Source organism: Azospirillum sp. A23 (genome assembly GCF_042938965.1).
Lineage (GTDB): Bacteria > Pseudomonadota > Alphaproteobacteria > Azospirillales > Azospirillaceae > Azospirillum > Azospirillum melinis.
In genome coordinates this window covers 314,685-329,477 of record NZ_CP170664.1, presented here as the reverse complement: position 1 = coordinate 329,477, position 14,793 = coordinate 314,685, and the positions used below count along the sequence as shown (strand labels likewise).

14 protein-coding genes are annotated in these 14,793 nt (G+C 68.5%); 12 read left to right on the top strand and 2 right to left on the bottom strand.

What is annotated here, in order from left to right; genetic code table 11:
- Positions 1 to 7 precede the first annotated feature (7 nt).
- From paaN to paaK, 6 genes are all read left to right on the top strand, one after another.
- Positions 8 to 1,699: a phenylacetic acid degradation protein PaaN gene (gene paaN, locus ABNQ40_RS06880; protein ID WP_109051593.1), complete on the top strand. Its 1,692-nt coding sequence runs from the start codon at positions 8 to 10 to the stop codon at positions 1,697 to 1,699.
- Entirely contained in the window at positions 1,696 to 2,487 is a 792-nt protein-coding gene (gene paaG, locus ABNQ40_RS06875; protein WP_109051592.1) for a 2-(1,2-epoxy-1,2-dihydrophenyl)acetyl-CoA isomerase PaaG, read from the top strand. Before paaN ends, paaG begins: the two co-directional genes overlap by 4 nt.
- Positions 2,487 to 4,217, top strand: coding sequence for a 3-hydroxyacyl-CoA dehydrogenase PaaH (gene paaH, locus ABNQ40_RS06870; protein WP_109051591.1), 1,731 nt, complete (start codon positions 2,487 to 2,489; stop codon positions 4,215 to 4,217). Before paaG ends, paaH begins: the two co-directional genes overlap by 1 nt.
- Positions 4,207 to 4,665, top strand: coding sequence for a hydroxyphenylacetyl-CoA thioesterase PaaI (gene paaI / locus ABNQ40_RS06865; protein WP_109051590.1), 459 nt, complete (start codon positions 4,207 to 4,209; stop codon positions 4,663 to 4,665). Before paaH ends, paaI begins: the two co-directional genes overlap by 11 nt.
- Positions 4,658 to 5,866 carry a 3-oxoadipyl-CoA thiolase gene (pcaF, locus tag ABNQ40_RS06860; protein WP_109051589.1) on the top strand — a complete coding sequence of 403 codons (1,209 nt, stop codon included), beginning with the start codon at positions 4,658 to 4,660 and terminating at the stop codon, positions 5,864 to 5,866. Before paaI ends, pcaF begins: the two co-directional genes overlap by 8 nt.
- Positions 5,867 to 5,940: 74 nt before the next feature.
- Positions 5,941 to 7,263 (top strand): phenylacetate--CoA ligase PaaK, encoded by a 1,323-nt coding sequence (gene paaK, locus ABNQ40_RS06855; RefSeq protein ID WP_391345868.1) that lies wholly within the window; start codon positions 5,941 to 5,943, stop codon positions 7,261 to 7,263.
- A 2-nt stretch (positions 7,264 to 7,265) separates the two neighbouring features.
- Here paaK and ABNQ40_RS06850 read toward each other — a convergent pair whose 3' ends face one another.
- Positions 7,266 to 7,928 carry a MarC family protein gene (locus tag ABNQ40_RS06850; RefSeq protein WP_391345866.1) on the bottom strand — a complete coding sequence of 221 codons (663 nt, stop codon included), beginning with the start codon at positions 7,926 to 7,928 and terminating at the stop codon, positions 7,266 to 7,268.
- A gap of 476 nt (positions 7,929 to 8,404) precedes the next feature.
- Between ABNQ40_RS06850 and ABNQ40_RS06845 the strand changes: the two genes are divergently transcribed.
- The 5 genes from ABNQ40_RS06845 to ABNQ40_RS06825 all read left to right on the top strand — a co-directional run bounded on the left by ABNQ40_RS06845 (position 8,405) and on the right by ABNQ40_RS06825 (position 13,216).
- Positions 8,405 to 9,217, top strand: a complete 813-nt coding sequence (locus ABNQ40_RS06845) for an ABC transporter ATP-binding protein (protein ID WP_199235600.1) — start codon at positions 8,405 to 8,407, stop codon at positions 9,215 to 9,217.
- Entirely contained in the window at positions 9,207 to 10,079 is an 873-nt protein-coding gene (locus ABNQ40_RS06840; RefSeq protein WP_109051585.1) for an ABC transporter permease, read from the top strand. Before ABNQ40_RS06845 ends, ABNQ40_RS06840 begins: the two co-directional genes overlap by 11 nt.
- Positions 10,080 to 10,347: 268 nt before the next feature.
- Positions 10,348 to 11,220 carry an ABC transporter permease gene (locus tag ABNQ40_RS06835; protein WP_391345863.1) on the top strand — a complete coding sequence of 291 codons (873 nt, stop codon included), beginning with the start codon at positions 10,348 to 10,350 and terminating at the stop codon, positions 11,218 to 11,220.
- A gap of 66 nt (positions 11,221 to 11,286) precedes the next feature.
- Positions 11,287 to 12,303, top strand: a complete 1,017-nt coding sequence (locus tag ABNQ40_RS06830) for an ABC transporter substrate-binding protein (RefSeq protein WP_109051584.1) — start codon at positions 11,287 to 11,289, stop codon at positions 12,301 to 12,303.
- A gap of 154 nt (positions 12,304 to 12,457) precedes the next feature.
- Positions 12,458 to 13,216: a GntR family transcriptional regulator gene (locus tag ABNQ40_RS06825; protein ID WP_376967157.1), complete on the top strand. Its 759-nt coding sequence runs from the start codon at positions 12,458 to 12,460 to the stop codon at positions 13,214 to 13,216.
- 15 nt (positions 13,217 to 13,231) lie between these two features.
- Here ABNQ40_RS06825 and ABNQ40_RS06820 read toward each other — a convergent pair whose 3' ends face one another.
- Complete coding sequence (locus ABNQ40_RS06820; protein WP_109051582.1) at positions 13,232 to 13,687, bottom strand: methylglyoxal synthase; 456 nt, start codon at positions 13,685 to 13,687, stop codon at positions 13,232 to 13,234.
- Between the two features lie 236 nt (positions 13,688 to 13,923).
- Between ABNQ40_RS06820 and kduI the strand changes: the two genes are divergently transcribed.
- Entirely contained in the window at positions 13,924 to 14,760 is an 837-nt protein-coding gene (gene kduI, locus ABNQ40_RS06815; protein ID WP_391345861.1) for a 5-dehydro-4-deoxy-D-glucuronate isomerase, read from the top strand.
- Positions 14,761 to 14,793: the final 33 nt, after the last annotated feature.

The window sequence follows — 14,793 nt, the reverse complement described above, 5'->3', positions numbered from 1 at the left end:
CCCCGCCATGACCACCACCCCGCAAGCCCTGTTCGAGACGCACGAGGCGACGCTGCAGAAGGCCGTCGAGGCCTGCCGCAGCCGCGCCTACTGGTCGGCCTTCCCCGAAATGCCGAGCCCGCGCGCCTATGGCGAGACGGCGGCGGCCGATGGCGAGGCGGCCTTCGCGGCCTACCGCGACAAGCCCTTCGAACTGGACCAGCCGGGCGTGACCGGAACGGCGGGGGGCGAACGCTCGCCCTTCGGCTTCGACCTCGGCATCGCCTATCCGGTGTCGGACGTCGAGGCGCTGGTGACTGCGGCCAAGGCGGCGATGCCGGGCTGGCGCAAGGCGGGGCCGAACGGCCGGGCCGGCGTCTGCCTGGAAATCCTGAAGCGGCTGAACGCGCGCAGCTTCGAGATCGCCAACGCGGTGATGCACACCACCGGGCAGGCCTTCATGATGGCCTTCCAGGCCGGCGCCCCGCACGCCCAGGACCGCGGGCTGGAGGCCGTCGCCTATGGCTGGAAGGCGATGACCGACCAGGCCCCGGCGGCGCGCTGGGAGAAGCCGCAGGGCAAGAACCCGCCGCTGGTGATGGACAAGCGGTTCGAGGTGGTCGGCCGCGGCGTCGGGCTGGTCATCGGCTGCGCCACCTTCCCGACCTGGAACGGCTATCCCGGCCTGTTCGCCAGCCTCGTCACCGGCAACCCGGTGATCGTGAAGCCCGGCCCGACCGCCATCCTGCCGCTCGCCATCACCGTGAAAATCGCGCGCGAAGTGCTGGCGGAGTGCGGGCTCGACCCCAACCTCGTCACGCTCGCCATCGGCGACACCGTCGCCAAGGATCTGGCGCTGCGGCCGGAAGTGGCGGTGATCGACTACACCGGCTCCACCGGCTTCGGCGACTGGCTGGAGCAGAACGCCCGTCAGGCCCAGGTCTACACCGAGAAGGCCGGCGTCAACACGGTGGTCATCGACGGCACCGACGACCCCAAGGGCATGGTGCGCAACCTCGCCTTCACGCTCAGCCTCTATTCCGGGCAGATGTGCACGACGACCCAGGTCATCTTCGTGCCCAAGGACGGCATCCAGGCCGGCGGCGAGCACATGACTTTTGATCAGGTGGTCTCGGCCCTGGCCGGCGGCGTCGACAAGTTCCTGTCCGACCCGGAGCGTGCGGTCGAGGTGCTGGGCGCCATCCAGTCCGACGCCACGCTCGCCCGCATCGACGAGGCCGCCAAGCTCGGCACCGTCGTGCTGCCGTCTCGCGCCATCACGCATCCAAAATTCCCGGACGCCCGCATCCGCACGCCGCTGATCCTGACCATGGACGCGGCCGACGAGGACAAGTACGGCCATGAGCTGTTCGGCCCGATCTCCATCGTCGTGAAGACCGACAGCACCGCCGACAGCCTGGAGCGCGCCGCCCGCCTGACCCGCACCAAGGGCGCTTTGACCACCGGCCTCTACAGCACCGACCCGCAGCTGATCGAGCAGGCGGCCGACCTGTTCGTCGAGGCCGGCGTCGCCCTGTCGGTCAATCTGACCGGCGGCGTCTTCGTCAACCAGTCGGCGGCCTTCAGCGACTTCCACGGCACCGGTGCCAACCCGGCGGCCAATGCCGCGCTGTGCGACCTTGCCTTCGTCGCCAACCGCTTCCGTGTGGTGCAGAGCCGCGTTCCGGTGCTGGCCGTCGAGAAGGAAGCCGTGCAATGACCGACAAAACGATCCTTCTCGACATCGCCGACGGCGTCGCCACCATCACGCTGAACCGGCCCGACCGGCTGAACAGCTTCACCGCGGCGATGCATGAGGAGTTGCGCGAGGCCATCGCCGAGGTGCGCGACGACAAGTCGATGCGCTGCCTGCTGCTGACCGGCGCCGGGCGCGGCTTCTGCGCCGGACAGGATCTGTCCGACCGTGCCGTCGCGCCCGGCGCCCAGGGTCCCGACCTCGGCGTGTCGATCGAGACCAACTACAACCCGCTGATCCGCAGCCTGCGCAGCCTGCCGATGCCGGTGGTCTGCGCGGTGAACGGCGTTGCCGCCGGGGCGGGGGCCAACATCGCGCTGGCCTGCGACATCGTGCTCGCGGCACGCTCGGCCAGCTTCATCCAGGCCTTCTGCAAGATCGGGCTGATCCCCGACAGCGGCGGCACCTGGACCCTGCCGCGTCTGGTCGGCCATGCCCGCGCCATGGGCCTCGCCATGCTGGGCGACAAGGTCCCGGCCGAGCAGGCGGCAGCCTGGGGCATGATCTGGAAGGCGGTGGACGACGACACGCTGATGGCGGAGGCCGGCGCGCTCGCCCGCCATCTCGCCACCCAGCCGACGCGTGGTCTGGCCTTTATCAAGCAGGCGCTCAACGCCTCCTCGGCCAACGACCTCGATACCCAGCTCGACCTGGAGCGCGACCTCCAGCGCGAGGCCGGCCGCTCGCACGACTATCGCGAAGGCGTGTCGGCCTTCGTGGAGAAGCGTGCGCCGAAGTTCGAGGGGCGGTGATGGCGGCGCTCGATCCCTCCGTCACCGTCGCGGTGGTCGGGACCGGCGCCATGGGCCAGGGCATCGCCCAGGTCGCGGCCCAGGCCGGCCACCCGGTCCTGCTGGTCGATACCCGCCCCGGTGCCGCCCAGGCCGCCGTCAGGTCCATCGCCAAGGCGCTGACCGCGCTGGTCGAGAAGGGCAAGCGCACGGCGGCGGAGCGCGACGCCACAATGGACCGGCTGCGCGCGGTGGACGGACTGTCCGACCTCGCCCCCGCCGGTCTGGTGGTGGAGGCCATCGTCGAGGACCTCGACGTCAAGCGCCGCCTGTTCGCCGAGCTTGAGGGCATCGTCGGCGCGGGCGCCATCCTCGCCACCAACACCTCGTCGCTGCCGGTCACCGCCATCGGCGCCGGGGTGCGGCGGCCGGAGCGGCTGGCGGGCCTGCATTTCTTCAACCCCGCGCCGCTGATGGCGCTGGTCGAGATCGTCAGCGGCCTCGCCACAGACGCCGCGGTGCTGGGCACGCTGTTCGACACGGCGAAGGCGTGGGGCAAGAGCCCGGTGCGCTGCCGCTCCACCCCCGGCTTCATCGTCAACCGGGTCGCCCGCCCCTTCTACGCCGAAGGGCTGCGGCTGGTGCAGGAGCAGGCCGCCGATCCCGCCACCATCGACGCCGTCGCCCGCGAGGCCGGCGGCTTCCGCATGGGGCCGTTCGAGCTGATGGATTTGATCGGCCATGACGTGAACTTCGCCGTCACCCGCTCGGTCCACACCGCCTATTTCGGCGACCCGCGCTTCCAGCCCTCGCTGATCCAGCAGGAGCTGGTCGAGGCCGGGCGTCTCGGCCGCAAGACCGGCCGCGGCTTCTACGACCACGGCCCCGGCGCCGCCAAGCCGGCGCCGCGCAACGCCGAACCGGCCGCGAAACCTGACCGCGTGCTGGTGCAAGGCGACCTCGGCCCTGCCGCATCGCTGGTCGGACTGCTGCGCGAGGCCGGCATCGCGGTGGAGAAAACCGCCGGCCCCGGCCTGCTCGTCGCCGATGGCGTTACCCTGGCCCTGACCGACGGTCGCACCGCCACCGCGCGGGCGGCGGAGGACGGCATCGCTCCGCTGGTGCTGTTCGACCTCGCGCTGGACTACGCCAAGGCGACCCGCGTCGCGCTGGCCCCTGCCGACGGCACGCCGCCCGAGGCGCTCGCCGTCGCCGCCGGGCTGTTCCAGGCACTGGGCAAGGCGGTGTCGGTGATCGACGACGCCCCCGGTCTGGTGGTGATGCGCACCGTCGCCATGCTCGCCAGCGAGGCGGCCGACGCGGCGATGCAAGGCGTCGCCAGCGCCGCCGACATCGACATCGCGATGACCAAGGGCGTGAACTACCCGCTGGGTCCGCTTGCCTGGGCCGACCGCATCGGCCTGCCCCATGTGCTGGCCGTGCTCGACGCGCTGGCCCGCACCTACGGCGAGGACCGCTACCGCGCGTCGGCTCTGCTGCGCCGGAGGATCGCCGCATCCCGTATCCCCTCTCCTCCCCGCTCACGCGCAAACGAAGTTTGCGCTGACGCGGCAGGCGGACCTTCGGTCCGCCGAGAGCGGGGAGAGGGTCAGGGTGAGGGGGGCGCATTGGGTGGATCAGCAAGCAGCGGAAACGCCACAAACACCACTGACTCCACGCCGCGCATCCCCCTCACCCCAACCCTCTCCCCGGGGGGAGAGGGGGTAAGGAGCCGCTCCAATGAGCACTGATCTCCAAGATCCCCAATCCCTCGCCGAAGCGGTCGGCCGCGGCATGTACGAGCGCGACCATTGCGCCCAGGCCCATGGCATCGAGCTGCTGGAGATCGCTCCCGGCTATGCCCGCATGAACATGACCGTGCGCAAGGACATGGTGAACGGCCACGACATCGGCCATGGCGGCATGACCTTCACGCTGGCCGACACCGCCTTCGCCTATGCCTGCAACGCGGCGAACGAGGTGACGGTGGCGGCGGGCTGCTCCATCACCTTCCCGGCCCCGGCCAGGCTGGGCGACCTGCTGACCGCCGAATGCCGCGAAGTGCACAAGCGCGGCCGTTCCGGCGTCTACGACGTCACCGTCACCAATCAGGACGGCACCGTCGTCGGCCTGTTCCGCGGCCAGTCGGCGCGTCTCGCCGGCAGCGTGATCCCCGTTCCCGGAGCCTCCCATGCGTGAAGCCTACATCTGCGACGCCGTCCGCACCCCCTTCGGCCGCTACGGCGGCGGGCTGGCTCCGGTGCGCCCGGACGACCTCGCCGCGGTGCCGTTGAAGGCGCTGATGGAGCGCAACCCCGGCGTCGAATGGTCCGCGGTCGACGACGTGATCCTCGGCTGCGCCAACCAGGCCGGCGAGGACAACCGCAACGTCGCCCGCATGGCGGCGCTGCTGGCGGGATTGCCCGAAACGGTGCCCGGCACCACGGTCAACCGCCTCTGCGGCTCCGGCATGGACAGCATCGGCATGGCTGCCCGCGCCATCAAGGCAGGCGAGGCCGAGCTGATCGTCGCCGGCGGCGTCGAGAGCATGACCCGCGCCCCCTTCGTCATGGGCAAGTCCGACAGCGCCTTCTCCCGTCAGGCCGAGATCTTCGACACAACCATCGGCTGGCGCTTCGTCAATCCGCTGATGAAGGCACGATTCGGCATCGACAGCATGCCGGAGACGGCGGAGAACGTCGCCGCCGACTACGGCATTTCGCGCGCCGACCAGGACGCCTTCGCCGTCCGCAGCCAGCAGCGCGCCGGCCGCGCCCAGGAATCCGGGCGTCTGGCCCGCGAGATCGTCCCGGTCGCCATCCCGCGCCGCAAGGGCGAGCCGACGATAATCTCCGCCGACGAGCATCTGCGCCCCGACACCGCGCTGGAGGCGCTGGCCAAGCTCTCCACCCCCTTCCGCAAGGAGGGCGGCAGCGTCACCGCCGGCAATGCCTCGGGCGTCAATGACGGCGCCGCCGCGGTGATCGTCGCCTCTGCCGACGCCGTGAAGCGCTACGGCCTGACCCCGCGTGCCCGTGTCGTCGGCACCGCAGTGGCCGGCGTGGCGCCGCGCGTGATGGGCATCGGCCCCGCCCCGGCGACGCAGAAGCTGCTGGCCCGCCTCGGTCTCTCCATCGGCGATGTCGACGTGATCGAGCTGAACGAGGCCTTCGCCGCCCAAGGCCTCGCCGTGCTGCGCATGCTCGGCCTGCCCGACGATGCAGAGCATGTGAACCCCAACGGCGGCGCCATCGCGCTCGGCCATCCGCTGGGCGCCAGCGGCACCCGTCTGGTCGCCAGCGCGGTGATGGAGCTGGAAGACCGCAAGGCGACCCGCGCGCTCTGCACCATGTGCATCGGCGTCGGCCAGGGCATCGCCATGATGGTGGAGCGGGTCTGAACGGCACCGGCATCGAATAAGGGCCAACACCGGCCGTCAAGCGCCGGGCATCAGCACGAAGGGAGAAGCGCACCATGTCCATCATGACCGACAGCGGCGTGAACCAGAGCAAGGCCGGCATGGACCGCTACGAGTTCGCCAGCCGCGACGAAATCGTGGCGATGCAGACGGAGCGGCTGGCATGGTCGCTGCGTCACTCTTACGCCAATGTCGAATCCTTCCGCGCCAAATGCGAGGCGAAGGGCGTTCATCCCGACGACTTCAAGGAATTGAAGGATCTGGCGCTGTTCCCCTTCACGGTGAAGGACGATCTGCGCCGCGCCTACCCCTACGGCATGTTCGCCGTGCCGATGGAGGACATCGTCCGCGTCCATGCCTCCAGCGGCACCACCGGACGGCCGACGGTGGTCGGCTACACCAAGGGCGACATCGACGTGTGGTCGGAGGTCGTCGCCCGCTCCATCCGGGCGGCGGGCGGCACGCGCAGCGACATCGTGCACATCGCCTATGGTTACGGCCTGTTCACCGGCGGTCTCGGCGCCCATTACGGGGCGGAGCGGCTGGGCTGTGCCGTGGTGCCGATGTCGGGTGGCCAGACCGAGAAGCAGGTCCAGCTGATCCAGGATTTCAAGCCGACCATCATCATGGTCACGCCGTCCTACATGCTGAACATCGCCGACGAGATGCGCCGCCAGGGCATCGACCCGCGCAGCACCAGCCTGCGCGTCGGCATCTTCGGCGCCGAGCCCTGGACCGGCGCGCTGCGCGAGGAGATCGAGCGCACCTTCAACATCCACGCGGTGGACATCTACGGCCTGTCGGAGGTGATGGGTCCGGGTGTCGCGTCCGAATGCGTCGAGACCAAGGACGGCCCGGTGATCTGGGAGGACCATTTCTATCCCGAGATCATCGACCCCAACTCAGGCGAGGTGCTGCCCGACGGCTCCTACGGCGAGCTGGTCTTCACCACCCTGACCAAGCAGGGCATGCCGGTCATCCGCTACCGCACCCGCGACCTGACCCGGCTGCTGCCGCCGACTTCGCGCGGCATGCGGCGGATGGACAAGATCACGGGCCGCTCCGACGACATGCTCATCATCCGCGGCGTGAACGTCTTCCCGACCCAGGTCGAGGAGCTGATCTGCAAGATCCCGGCGCTCGCTCCCCACTACGAACTGGTGGTGAGCCGCGACGGCCATATGGACAACCTCGCCGTCCGCGTGGAGATGCATGACGGCATCCATCCGTCGGAATGGGACGGCCACGCCAAGCATCTCCAGCACTCGATCAAGTCGCTGATCGGCATCAGCACCCGCGTCGAGGTGGTCGAGCCCGGCGGCATCGCCCGGTCCATCGGCAAGGCCAAGCGGGTGCAGGACCTGCGCCCGAAGAGCTGAATTCAGCCCTTCTGCGACAGCAGCGGGAAGGCGTCCAGGACACCGGTCAGCAGGATCTGGACGCCGACGCAGAACAGCAGGAAGGCGAACAGCCGGGTCAGCACCCGCACCCGCGTCGGGCCGAGGAAGGCGACGATGCGGTCGGCGGAGCGGTAGGACAGCCAGATCAGGGCGGCAATCGCCAGCGCCGCCCCCGACATGCCGAGGAAGAACTCCATCAGCCCGCCGGCCCCGCGCGTCGGGCGGGTTGAGCCCAGCGCGATGGCGACCGAGATGGTGCCCGGCCCGGTGGTGAAGGGGATCGTCATCGGGAAGAAGGCCAATTCCGCCAGCCGGTCGTTGTCGCCGGTGGGTGCTGCCTGTTCCTGCTTGCGCGCCTCGTGCCGTTCAGGCGCCGTCAGCAGCGCCCAGGCCCGTTCGGCCACCACGAAACCGCCGGCAATCCGCAGCGCCGCCATCGACACGCCGAAGAAGTTCAGCACATAGGCACCCGCCCACAGCGCGGTCAGCATGACGATGGCCGAATAGAGGCTGACCAGCCCAGCCAGCCGCGCCCGGTCGCGCGGACTGCTGTCCGCCGTCACCTGACTGAAGATCAGCGCCATCGCCAGCGGATTGACGATGGAGAACAAGGCGGTGAAGGCGAGCAGGAAGCTGTCGAGCATGGGACCCGTGCGTTTGTCGGCCGTTTGAACAGTTAGCGGGGACTGGGCAGGACTGGCAAGGGGGGTTCGAACACCCTCTCCCGCCCCTTAATCCCCTCTCCCCCCCGGGGAGAGGGTTAGGGTGAGGGGGTCGCGCGGCGGCCCTTCACAAAAATCCACGCGGTGCATCCCCCTCACCCCGACCCTCTCCCCGGGGGGGAGAGGGAGATACCCTCCTCCACTGCCCGAAAATTCACCAGCGAAAGACCCTCAGCCCGAAAATTGTGCGCCTTACGAAAAGCACACCTGCCCGAACACTGTCCACACCGTCAGTTCCTGTCTCGATGGACAAGTTTTCTCTTCGTGGAAACAAAGCCCTATCCGCCAAATATTGAACCTCTGCACCCTCTGGCTCGCTTCTTGCTCTCTTCCCCGCCGAGAGACGACAACGCGAAGGGACGAACGCCGTGCCAGCCGCCCAGCCCGCACCGCTCACTCTGGTTCCGCCGGCCGCAGACGCGGCGCGGCGCACCATCGTCGATGTCCGCAACCTGACCCTGACCTATCAGGCCGCCGACCATCCGGTCTACGCGCTGAGCGACGTCAGCCTGTCGATATCCAAGGGCGATTTCATCTCGCTGATCGGCCCCAGCGGCTGCGGCAAGACGACCCTGATGCGGGTGGTCGCCGACCTCGAACAGCCGACTTCCGGCGAGGTGACGGTCAACGGCATGACGCCGGAACAGGCACGGCTGAAGCGCGCCTACGGCTATGTCTTCCAGGCCCCGGCGCTCTACCCGTGGCGGACAGTGGAGCGCAACGTCATGCTGCCGCTGGAGATCATGGGGCTGCCCAGGGCCGAACGGCAGCAGCGCGCCCGCGAGCAGCTCGACCTCGTCGGGCTGTCCAGCTTCGAGCGCAAATTCCCCTGGCAGCTGTCGGGCGGCATGCAGCAGCGGGTGTCCATCGCCCGCGCGCTGGCCTTCAACCCCGACCTGCTTCTGATGGACGAGCCGTTCGGCGCGCTCGACGAGATCACCCGCGACCATCTGAATTTGCAGCTCACCCGACTGTGGCTCGGCACCCGCAAGACCTGCATCTTCGTCACCCACTCCATCGCCGAGGCGGTGTTCCTGTCCACCCGCATCGTGGTGATGAGCCCGCGCCCCGGCCGCATCCTCGACATCATCGACTGCGACCGCGACCTGCCGCGCGAGCGCACGCTCGACATCCGCGAAAGCCCGGAGTTCCAGCGCATTGCCCACCGCGTCCGCGAAGGGCTGATGGAGGGCCACAGCTATGACGACTAGGAAGACGCTGCCGGTGGTCGTCATGGCGCTGGCGGTGCTGGTGCTGTGGTACTTGGGCGCGGTCTGGCTGAACGCGCCGACGGCGACCGATGCGCTGAACCGCGCCGGCCAAAGCTGGACCACCGCCGACCTGATCCGCACCACCCTGGCGATGAAGCGCCCGATCCTGCCGACGCCGGATCAGGTGGCGCTCGACCTCTACAATTCCCTGACCGGCTATCCGGTGACCAGCATCCGCAACCTGCTCTACCACACCGGCGTCACCGCCGGGGCGGCGCTGGCCGGCTTCGGCATGGGGGTGGTGCTGGGGGTGGCGCTGGCGGCGGGGATCGTCCAGGCGCGCACGCTGGAATCGAGCCTGCTGCCCTGGGTCATCGCCTCGCAGACCGTGCCGATCCTGGCGATTGCGCCGATGATCGTGGTGATCCTCGGCAATCTGGGCTTCACCGGCCTGCTGCCCAAGGCGATCATCGCCATGTATCTGTGCTTCTTCCCGATCACCATCGGCATGGTCAAGGGGCTGCGCTCCGCCGATCCGCTGACGCTCGACCTGATGCGGACCTACAGCGCCGGCACCGCCCAGACCTTCCGCCTGCTGCGCCTGCCGGCCTCCCTGCCCTACCTGTTCACCAGCCTGAAGATCGCGGTGGCCGCCAGCGTCGTCGGCGCCATCGTCGCCGAGCTGCCGACCGGCGGGCAGGCGGGATTGGGCGCCCGGCTGCTGTCCGGCTCCTATTACGGCCAGACCGTGCAAATCTGGAGCGCCCTGGTGATGGCCGCCTTGCTGAGCGTCACGCTGGTCGCCGCCGTCGGCCTCGCCGAGCGGGCGCTGGTGCCGGGCGTCCGGGGAGGTGCGCGATGAGCCGCCCCACCATGGCCCGCCCCTCTATGGCCCACTCCTATATGGCCCACTCCTATATGGCTCCGTGGCCGCTGGTGATGCTGGCCGCCCCGCTGCTGCCCTTCGCCGCGCAGGACGGTGCCGCCCTGTATCTGCCGCAGATACCGGCGGCCCTGGCCCTCTTCGCCCTGACCGTCGCGACGATCCTCGCCCGCCGCCTGCCCGGCTCCGCGCTGGGCGAGGCCCTGCTCCTGCTGGCCGAGTCGCCGCCGCCTATGCCGCCCCGCTGGTGCTGCTGCGCCAAGGCCACGCCCTCGCCCAGGCCGGCGGTCTCTGGCTCTACCTCACCGGCGCCACCCTGCTGCTGTGGCGGGTCCTCGCCCTGCTGGCGGGCGTCGCCGGTCCGGCGCGGCTGGCCGGCCCCGCTTTGTTCGGGCTGGCGCTGGTCATGCTGTGGGAAATCCTGACCCGCGGCTTCCAGGTGCCGACCATCCTGCTGCCGCCGCCTGGTCTCGTGGCAACCGCCTTCGCCGCCAATGCCGCCGATTTGTGGGACGATTTCCGCCAGACGGTGCTGATTTCGGTCCTGCGCGGCTATCTGATCGGCTGCGGCGCCGGCTTCCTCGTTGCGATCCTGGCCGACCGGGTGCCCTTCCTGGCGCGCGGGCTGCTGCCGCTCGGCAATCTCGCCAGCGCCGTGCCGGTGGTGGGCATCGCGCCGATCATGGTGATGTGGTTCGGCTTCGACTGGCAATCCAAGGCCGCCGTCATCGTGGTGATGACCTTCTTCCCCATGCTGATCAACACGCTGGCCGGCTTGCAGAGTGCGGAGCGCATCCAGCTCGACCTGATGCGCTCCTATGGCGCGGGCTATTGGCGCACGCTGGCGATGCTGCGGCTTCCCTGCGCCTTGCCCTTTTTGTTCAACGGACTGAAGATCAACTCAACCCTGGCTCTGATCGGGGCCATCGTCGCCGAGTTCTTCGGCACGCCGGTGGTGGGGATGGGCTTCCGCATCTCCACCCAGGTCGCCCGGATGAATTTGGACGTGGTCTGGGCGACGATCGCCGTCGCCGCCCTGACCGGATCGCTGCTCTACGGTGCGCTGGCACTGGCGGAGCGGCATGTCACCGCCTGGCACCCGTCTTTCCGCAAACGCTGACATCCCTCCTTTCGCCATCCTTCCGCAGCCACAAAACAAAACCCAGCCAGAAGAGGATCGAACGCGATGAAGACCCTTGCCTCCGCCGTCCTGCTCGCCGCCACCGCGCTCACCGGCCTCGCCGGCTGGGGCGCGCCGGCCGCCGCTGCCGATGCGCTGACGCTGCAGCTGAAATGGGTCACCCAGGCCCAGTTCGCCGGCTATTACGTCGCCTCGGCCAAGGGCTTCTACAAGGACGCCGGGCTGGACGTCACCATCAAGGCCGGCGGCCCCGACATCAACCCGACCCAGGTCATCGCCGCCGGCGGCGCCGACGTGATCGTCGACTGGATGCCATCGGCGCTCGCCAGCCGCGAGAAGGGCGTACCGCTGGTCAACATCGCCCAGATGTTCCAGAAGTCGGGCATGATGCTGACCTGCCGCAAGGACGCCAACATCAAGGATCCCAAGGATTTCAAGGGCAACACGCTGGGCGTCTGGTTCTCCGGCAACGAATATCCGTTCCTGGCCTGGATGAGCAAGCTGGGCTACTCCACCTCCGGCTCCAGCCCGGACGTGAAGGTTCTGAAGCAGGGCTTCAACGTCGATCCGCTGCTGCAAAAGCAGGCGGCCTGCATCTCCACCATGACCTACAATGAATATTGGCAGCTGATCGAAGCCGGCATGAAGGCCGACGAACTGACGATCTTCAAGTATCAGGAGCAGGGCGTGGCCACGCTGGAGGACGGCCTCTACGCCACCGAGAAGGCGCTGTCCGACCCGAAAATCGTCGAGAAGCTGGCGAAGTTCGTCAAGGCCTCGGCCAAGGGCTGGGAATATGCCGCCAAGAACCAGGCCGAGGCGGTGAAGATCGTGCTTGAGAACGACACCACCGGCGCCCAGACCGAGGAACACCAGACCACCATGATGCAGGAGGTCGCCAAGCTGATCGAGGGCGGCGCCAAGGGCACGGGCTATCTCGACCCGGCCGATTTCGACCGCACCGTCGGCATCCTGATGTCGGGCGCGTCTGCCCCGGTGATCTCCAAGAAGCCGGAAGGCGCCTACAGCCACGCGGTGTTCGACGCGGCGGCCAAGCTGTAAGGGGTCAGGTTTCGGGGAGCGGGCGCTGCGCCGTGCCCGCTCCCCCACCCATGAATTTCATGCGGCAAAAGACTTTCCGCCTGCGGACGCGCAGCGATATATTAGTAAGCGCGGCCTCTTGGTATCGACCGCCGATGAATTGAATGGGACGATTATGAACTCCAACGCGGGCGATACGAACATGGTGGCCGTGGCCGCACCGGTGCGCCGCCGCCGCCGCCGGCCCGCCAGCGCCACTGCAAGGCCCGCCCACCGCGGTGCCACGGTCTCGGGCACCATCTACCGCGACCTGCGCGACGACATCGTCTCCCTGCGGCGCAAGCCGGGCGAGCCGGTGATCGAGAAGGAGGTCGCGGAAACCTATGGCGTCAGCCGCACTCCGGTGCGCGAGGCGATGCTGAAACTCGCCGACGAAGGTCTGGTGGAGGTGTTCCCGCAGTCCGGAACCTTCGTCGCCCGCATTCCCATCAGCGGCCTGCCGGAGGCCATCGCCATCCGCCGCGCGCTGGAGGAGGCCACCGTGCGCTACGCCGCCGAACAGGCGAGCGGCAGCCAGGTGGCACGGCTGCGCGCCAACCTGGAACTCCAGCGCGAGATGAAGGAATCCGGCAATTTCGACGGCTTCCACGAGGCCGACGAGGCGTTCCACGCCCTGCTGGCGGAGATCTCCGGCTATCCCGGCTTCTGGGCGGTGACCCAGCAGGTGAAGCGGCAGGTCGACCGCTACCGCCACCTGACCCTGCCGGCGGCCGGCCGGATGGACAAGGCGCTGGCCGAACATGGCGCCATCGTCGAGGCCGTCGCCGCCCGCGACCCCGACCGCGCGGTGGGCGAGCTGCGCCACCATTTGACCGACCTGCAACTGGGCATCGCCGAGGTCCGGCGGAGCTATCCGCAATATTTCACGGAATGAGCGGGCAGGACGCGCTCACACCTTGCGCGTCTCGTAATCGGTGAAGCTGGCGGCGCGTGGGGCGTAGCCGCTGGCGAAATGGGCGGAGGAGACGATCATGTCGGCGGTGGCCTCGTTGCAGGCCATCGGGATGTTGTAGAGCGTCGCCAGCCGGGTCAGCGCCTTCACATCGACATCGTGCGGCTGGGCGGTCATCGGATCGACGAAGAAGACCAGCAGGTCGATCCGCCCCTCGGCGATCATCGCGCCGATCTGCTGGTCGCCGCCCAGCGGGCCGCTTTTCAACGGGGTGATGTCCAGGCCGGGATGGGCGGCGCGCACCTTCTGCCCGGTGGTGCCGGTCGCCCAGAAGGCATGGCCGTCCAGCGCGCCGATGTTGACGCCGATCCAGGCGATGAGGTCCGCCTTGCGGGCGTCGTGGGCGACGAGGGCGATGCGCTTGCGCGGCGGGACGGACGGTTGGGCGGTCATGGCTGGACACTCCTGACGAAGACCGATCACTAATATATTACCTTTGAAGCCGGTGCAACGCGCCCTCCCGCCGCTGCCTCCGGAGCCCGCTCGGACCAGCGACTTTGTCGCACCCTCCGCCGCCTGAAATGTCCGGCACTCCATCATTAGAGCTTGCCCGGCTTACTAGTATATTAGTATGATGGCGCCAGACCTGCCGGGACGCCGGCTGCACAGATTTTAAAAGGACCTCTCCCATGAAAATCTCCGTCCGGCATGCTTCCCATCCCGACGCGGTCCGCGGCTTCGACACCGAGACGCTGCGCGACCATTTCCTGGTCCCGACCCTGTTCGAGGCTGACGAGACCGTCTTCACCTACAGCCACATCGACCGGTTCGTGGTCGGCGGCGCCATGCCGGTCGCTGGCCCGGTGAAGCTAAAGTCCTCCAAGGAGATCGGCTCGCCCAACTTCCTCGACCGGCGCGAGCTTGGCGTGGTCAATGTCGGCGGTGCCGGCCGGGTCACCGTCGATGGCGCCGTCTATGAACTGGCGCCGCGCGACGCGCTCTATGTCGCGATGGGCAGCAAGGACGTCGTCTTCGAAAGCCTGGATCGCCGCGAGCCGGCCAAGTTCTACCTGAACAGCACACCCGCCCATGCCCGGTTCGAGACGATGAAGATCTCGATCGGCCAGGCCAAGGCCGTGCATCTCGGCGACCCGGCCCAGTCGAACGAGCGCACCATCTACCAGATGATCCACCCGGACGTGGTCCGCACCGCGCAGCTGGTTCTGGGCATGACGGTGCTGAAGCCGAACAACATGTGGAACACGATGCCGTGCCACACCCATGACCGGCGCTGCGAGGTCTATTTCTACTTCGACCTGCCGGAAGAGGCGCGCGTCGTCCACCTGATGGGCGAGCCGGAACAGACCCGCCACATCGTGGTCGCCAACGAGCAGGCGGTGATCTCGCCGCCCTGGTCGATCCATTCCGGCGTCGGCACCCGCAACTACACCTTCATTTGGGCGATGGGCGGCGACAACCAGGACTTCACGGACATGGACTTCGTCGCCATGGACCGCCTGCGCTGACGCGCCACCCCAGTCAACAACGAAGCTATAAGA

Excerpts from the sequence above, each read along its gene's own strand:
- paaN (WP_109051593.1), top strand. The coding sequence starts at position 8 with ATGACCACCACCCCGCAAGCCCTGTTCGAGACGCACGAGGCGACGCTG.
- paaG (WP_109051592.1), top strand. The coding sequence starts at position 1,696 with ATGACCGACAAAACGATCCTTCTCGACATCGCCGACGGCGTCGCCACC.
- paaH (WP_109051591.1), top strand. The coding sequence starts at position 2,487 with ATGGCGGCGCTCGATCCCTCCGTCACCGTCGCGGTGGTCGGGACCGGC.
- paaI (WP_109051590.1), top strand. The coding sequence starts at position 4,207 with ATGAGCACTGATCTCCAAGATCCCCAATCCCTCGCCGAAGCGGTCGGC.
- pcaF (WP_109051589.1), top strand. The coding sequence starts at position 4,658 with ATGCGTGAAGCCTACATCTGCGACGCCGTCCGCACCCCCTTCGGCCGC.
- paaK (WP_391345868.1), top strand. The coding sequence starts at position 5,941 with ATGTCCATCATGACCGACAGCGGCGTGAACCAGAGCAAGGCCGGCATG.
- ABNQ40_RS06850 (WP_391345866.1), bottom strand. The coding sequence starts at position 7,928 with ATGCTCGACAGCTTCCTGCTCGCCTTCACCGCCTTGTTCTCCATCGTC.
- ABNQ40_RS06840 (WP_109051585.1), top strand. The coding sequence starts at position 9,207 with ATGACGACTAGGAAGACGCTGCCGGTGGTCGTCATGGCGCTGGCGGTG.
- ABNQ40_RS06830 (WP_109051584.1), top strand. The coding sequence starts at position 11,287 with ATGAAGACCCTTGCCTCCGCCGTCCTGCTCGCCGCCACCGCGCTCACC.
- ABNQ40_RS06825 (WP_376967157.1), top strand. The coding sequence starts at position 12,458 with ATGAACTCCAACGCGGGCGATACGAACATGGTGGCCGTGGCCGCACCG.
- ABNQ40_RS06820 (WP_109051582.1), bottom strand. The coding sequence starts at position 13,687 with ATGACCGCCCAACCGTCCGTCCCGCCGCGCAAGCGCATCGCCCTCGTC.
- kduI (WP_391345861.1), top strand. The coding sequence starts at position 13,924 with ATGAAAATCTCCGTCCGGCATGCTTCCCATCCCGACGCGGTCCGCGGC.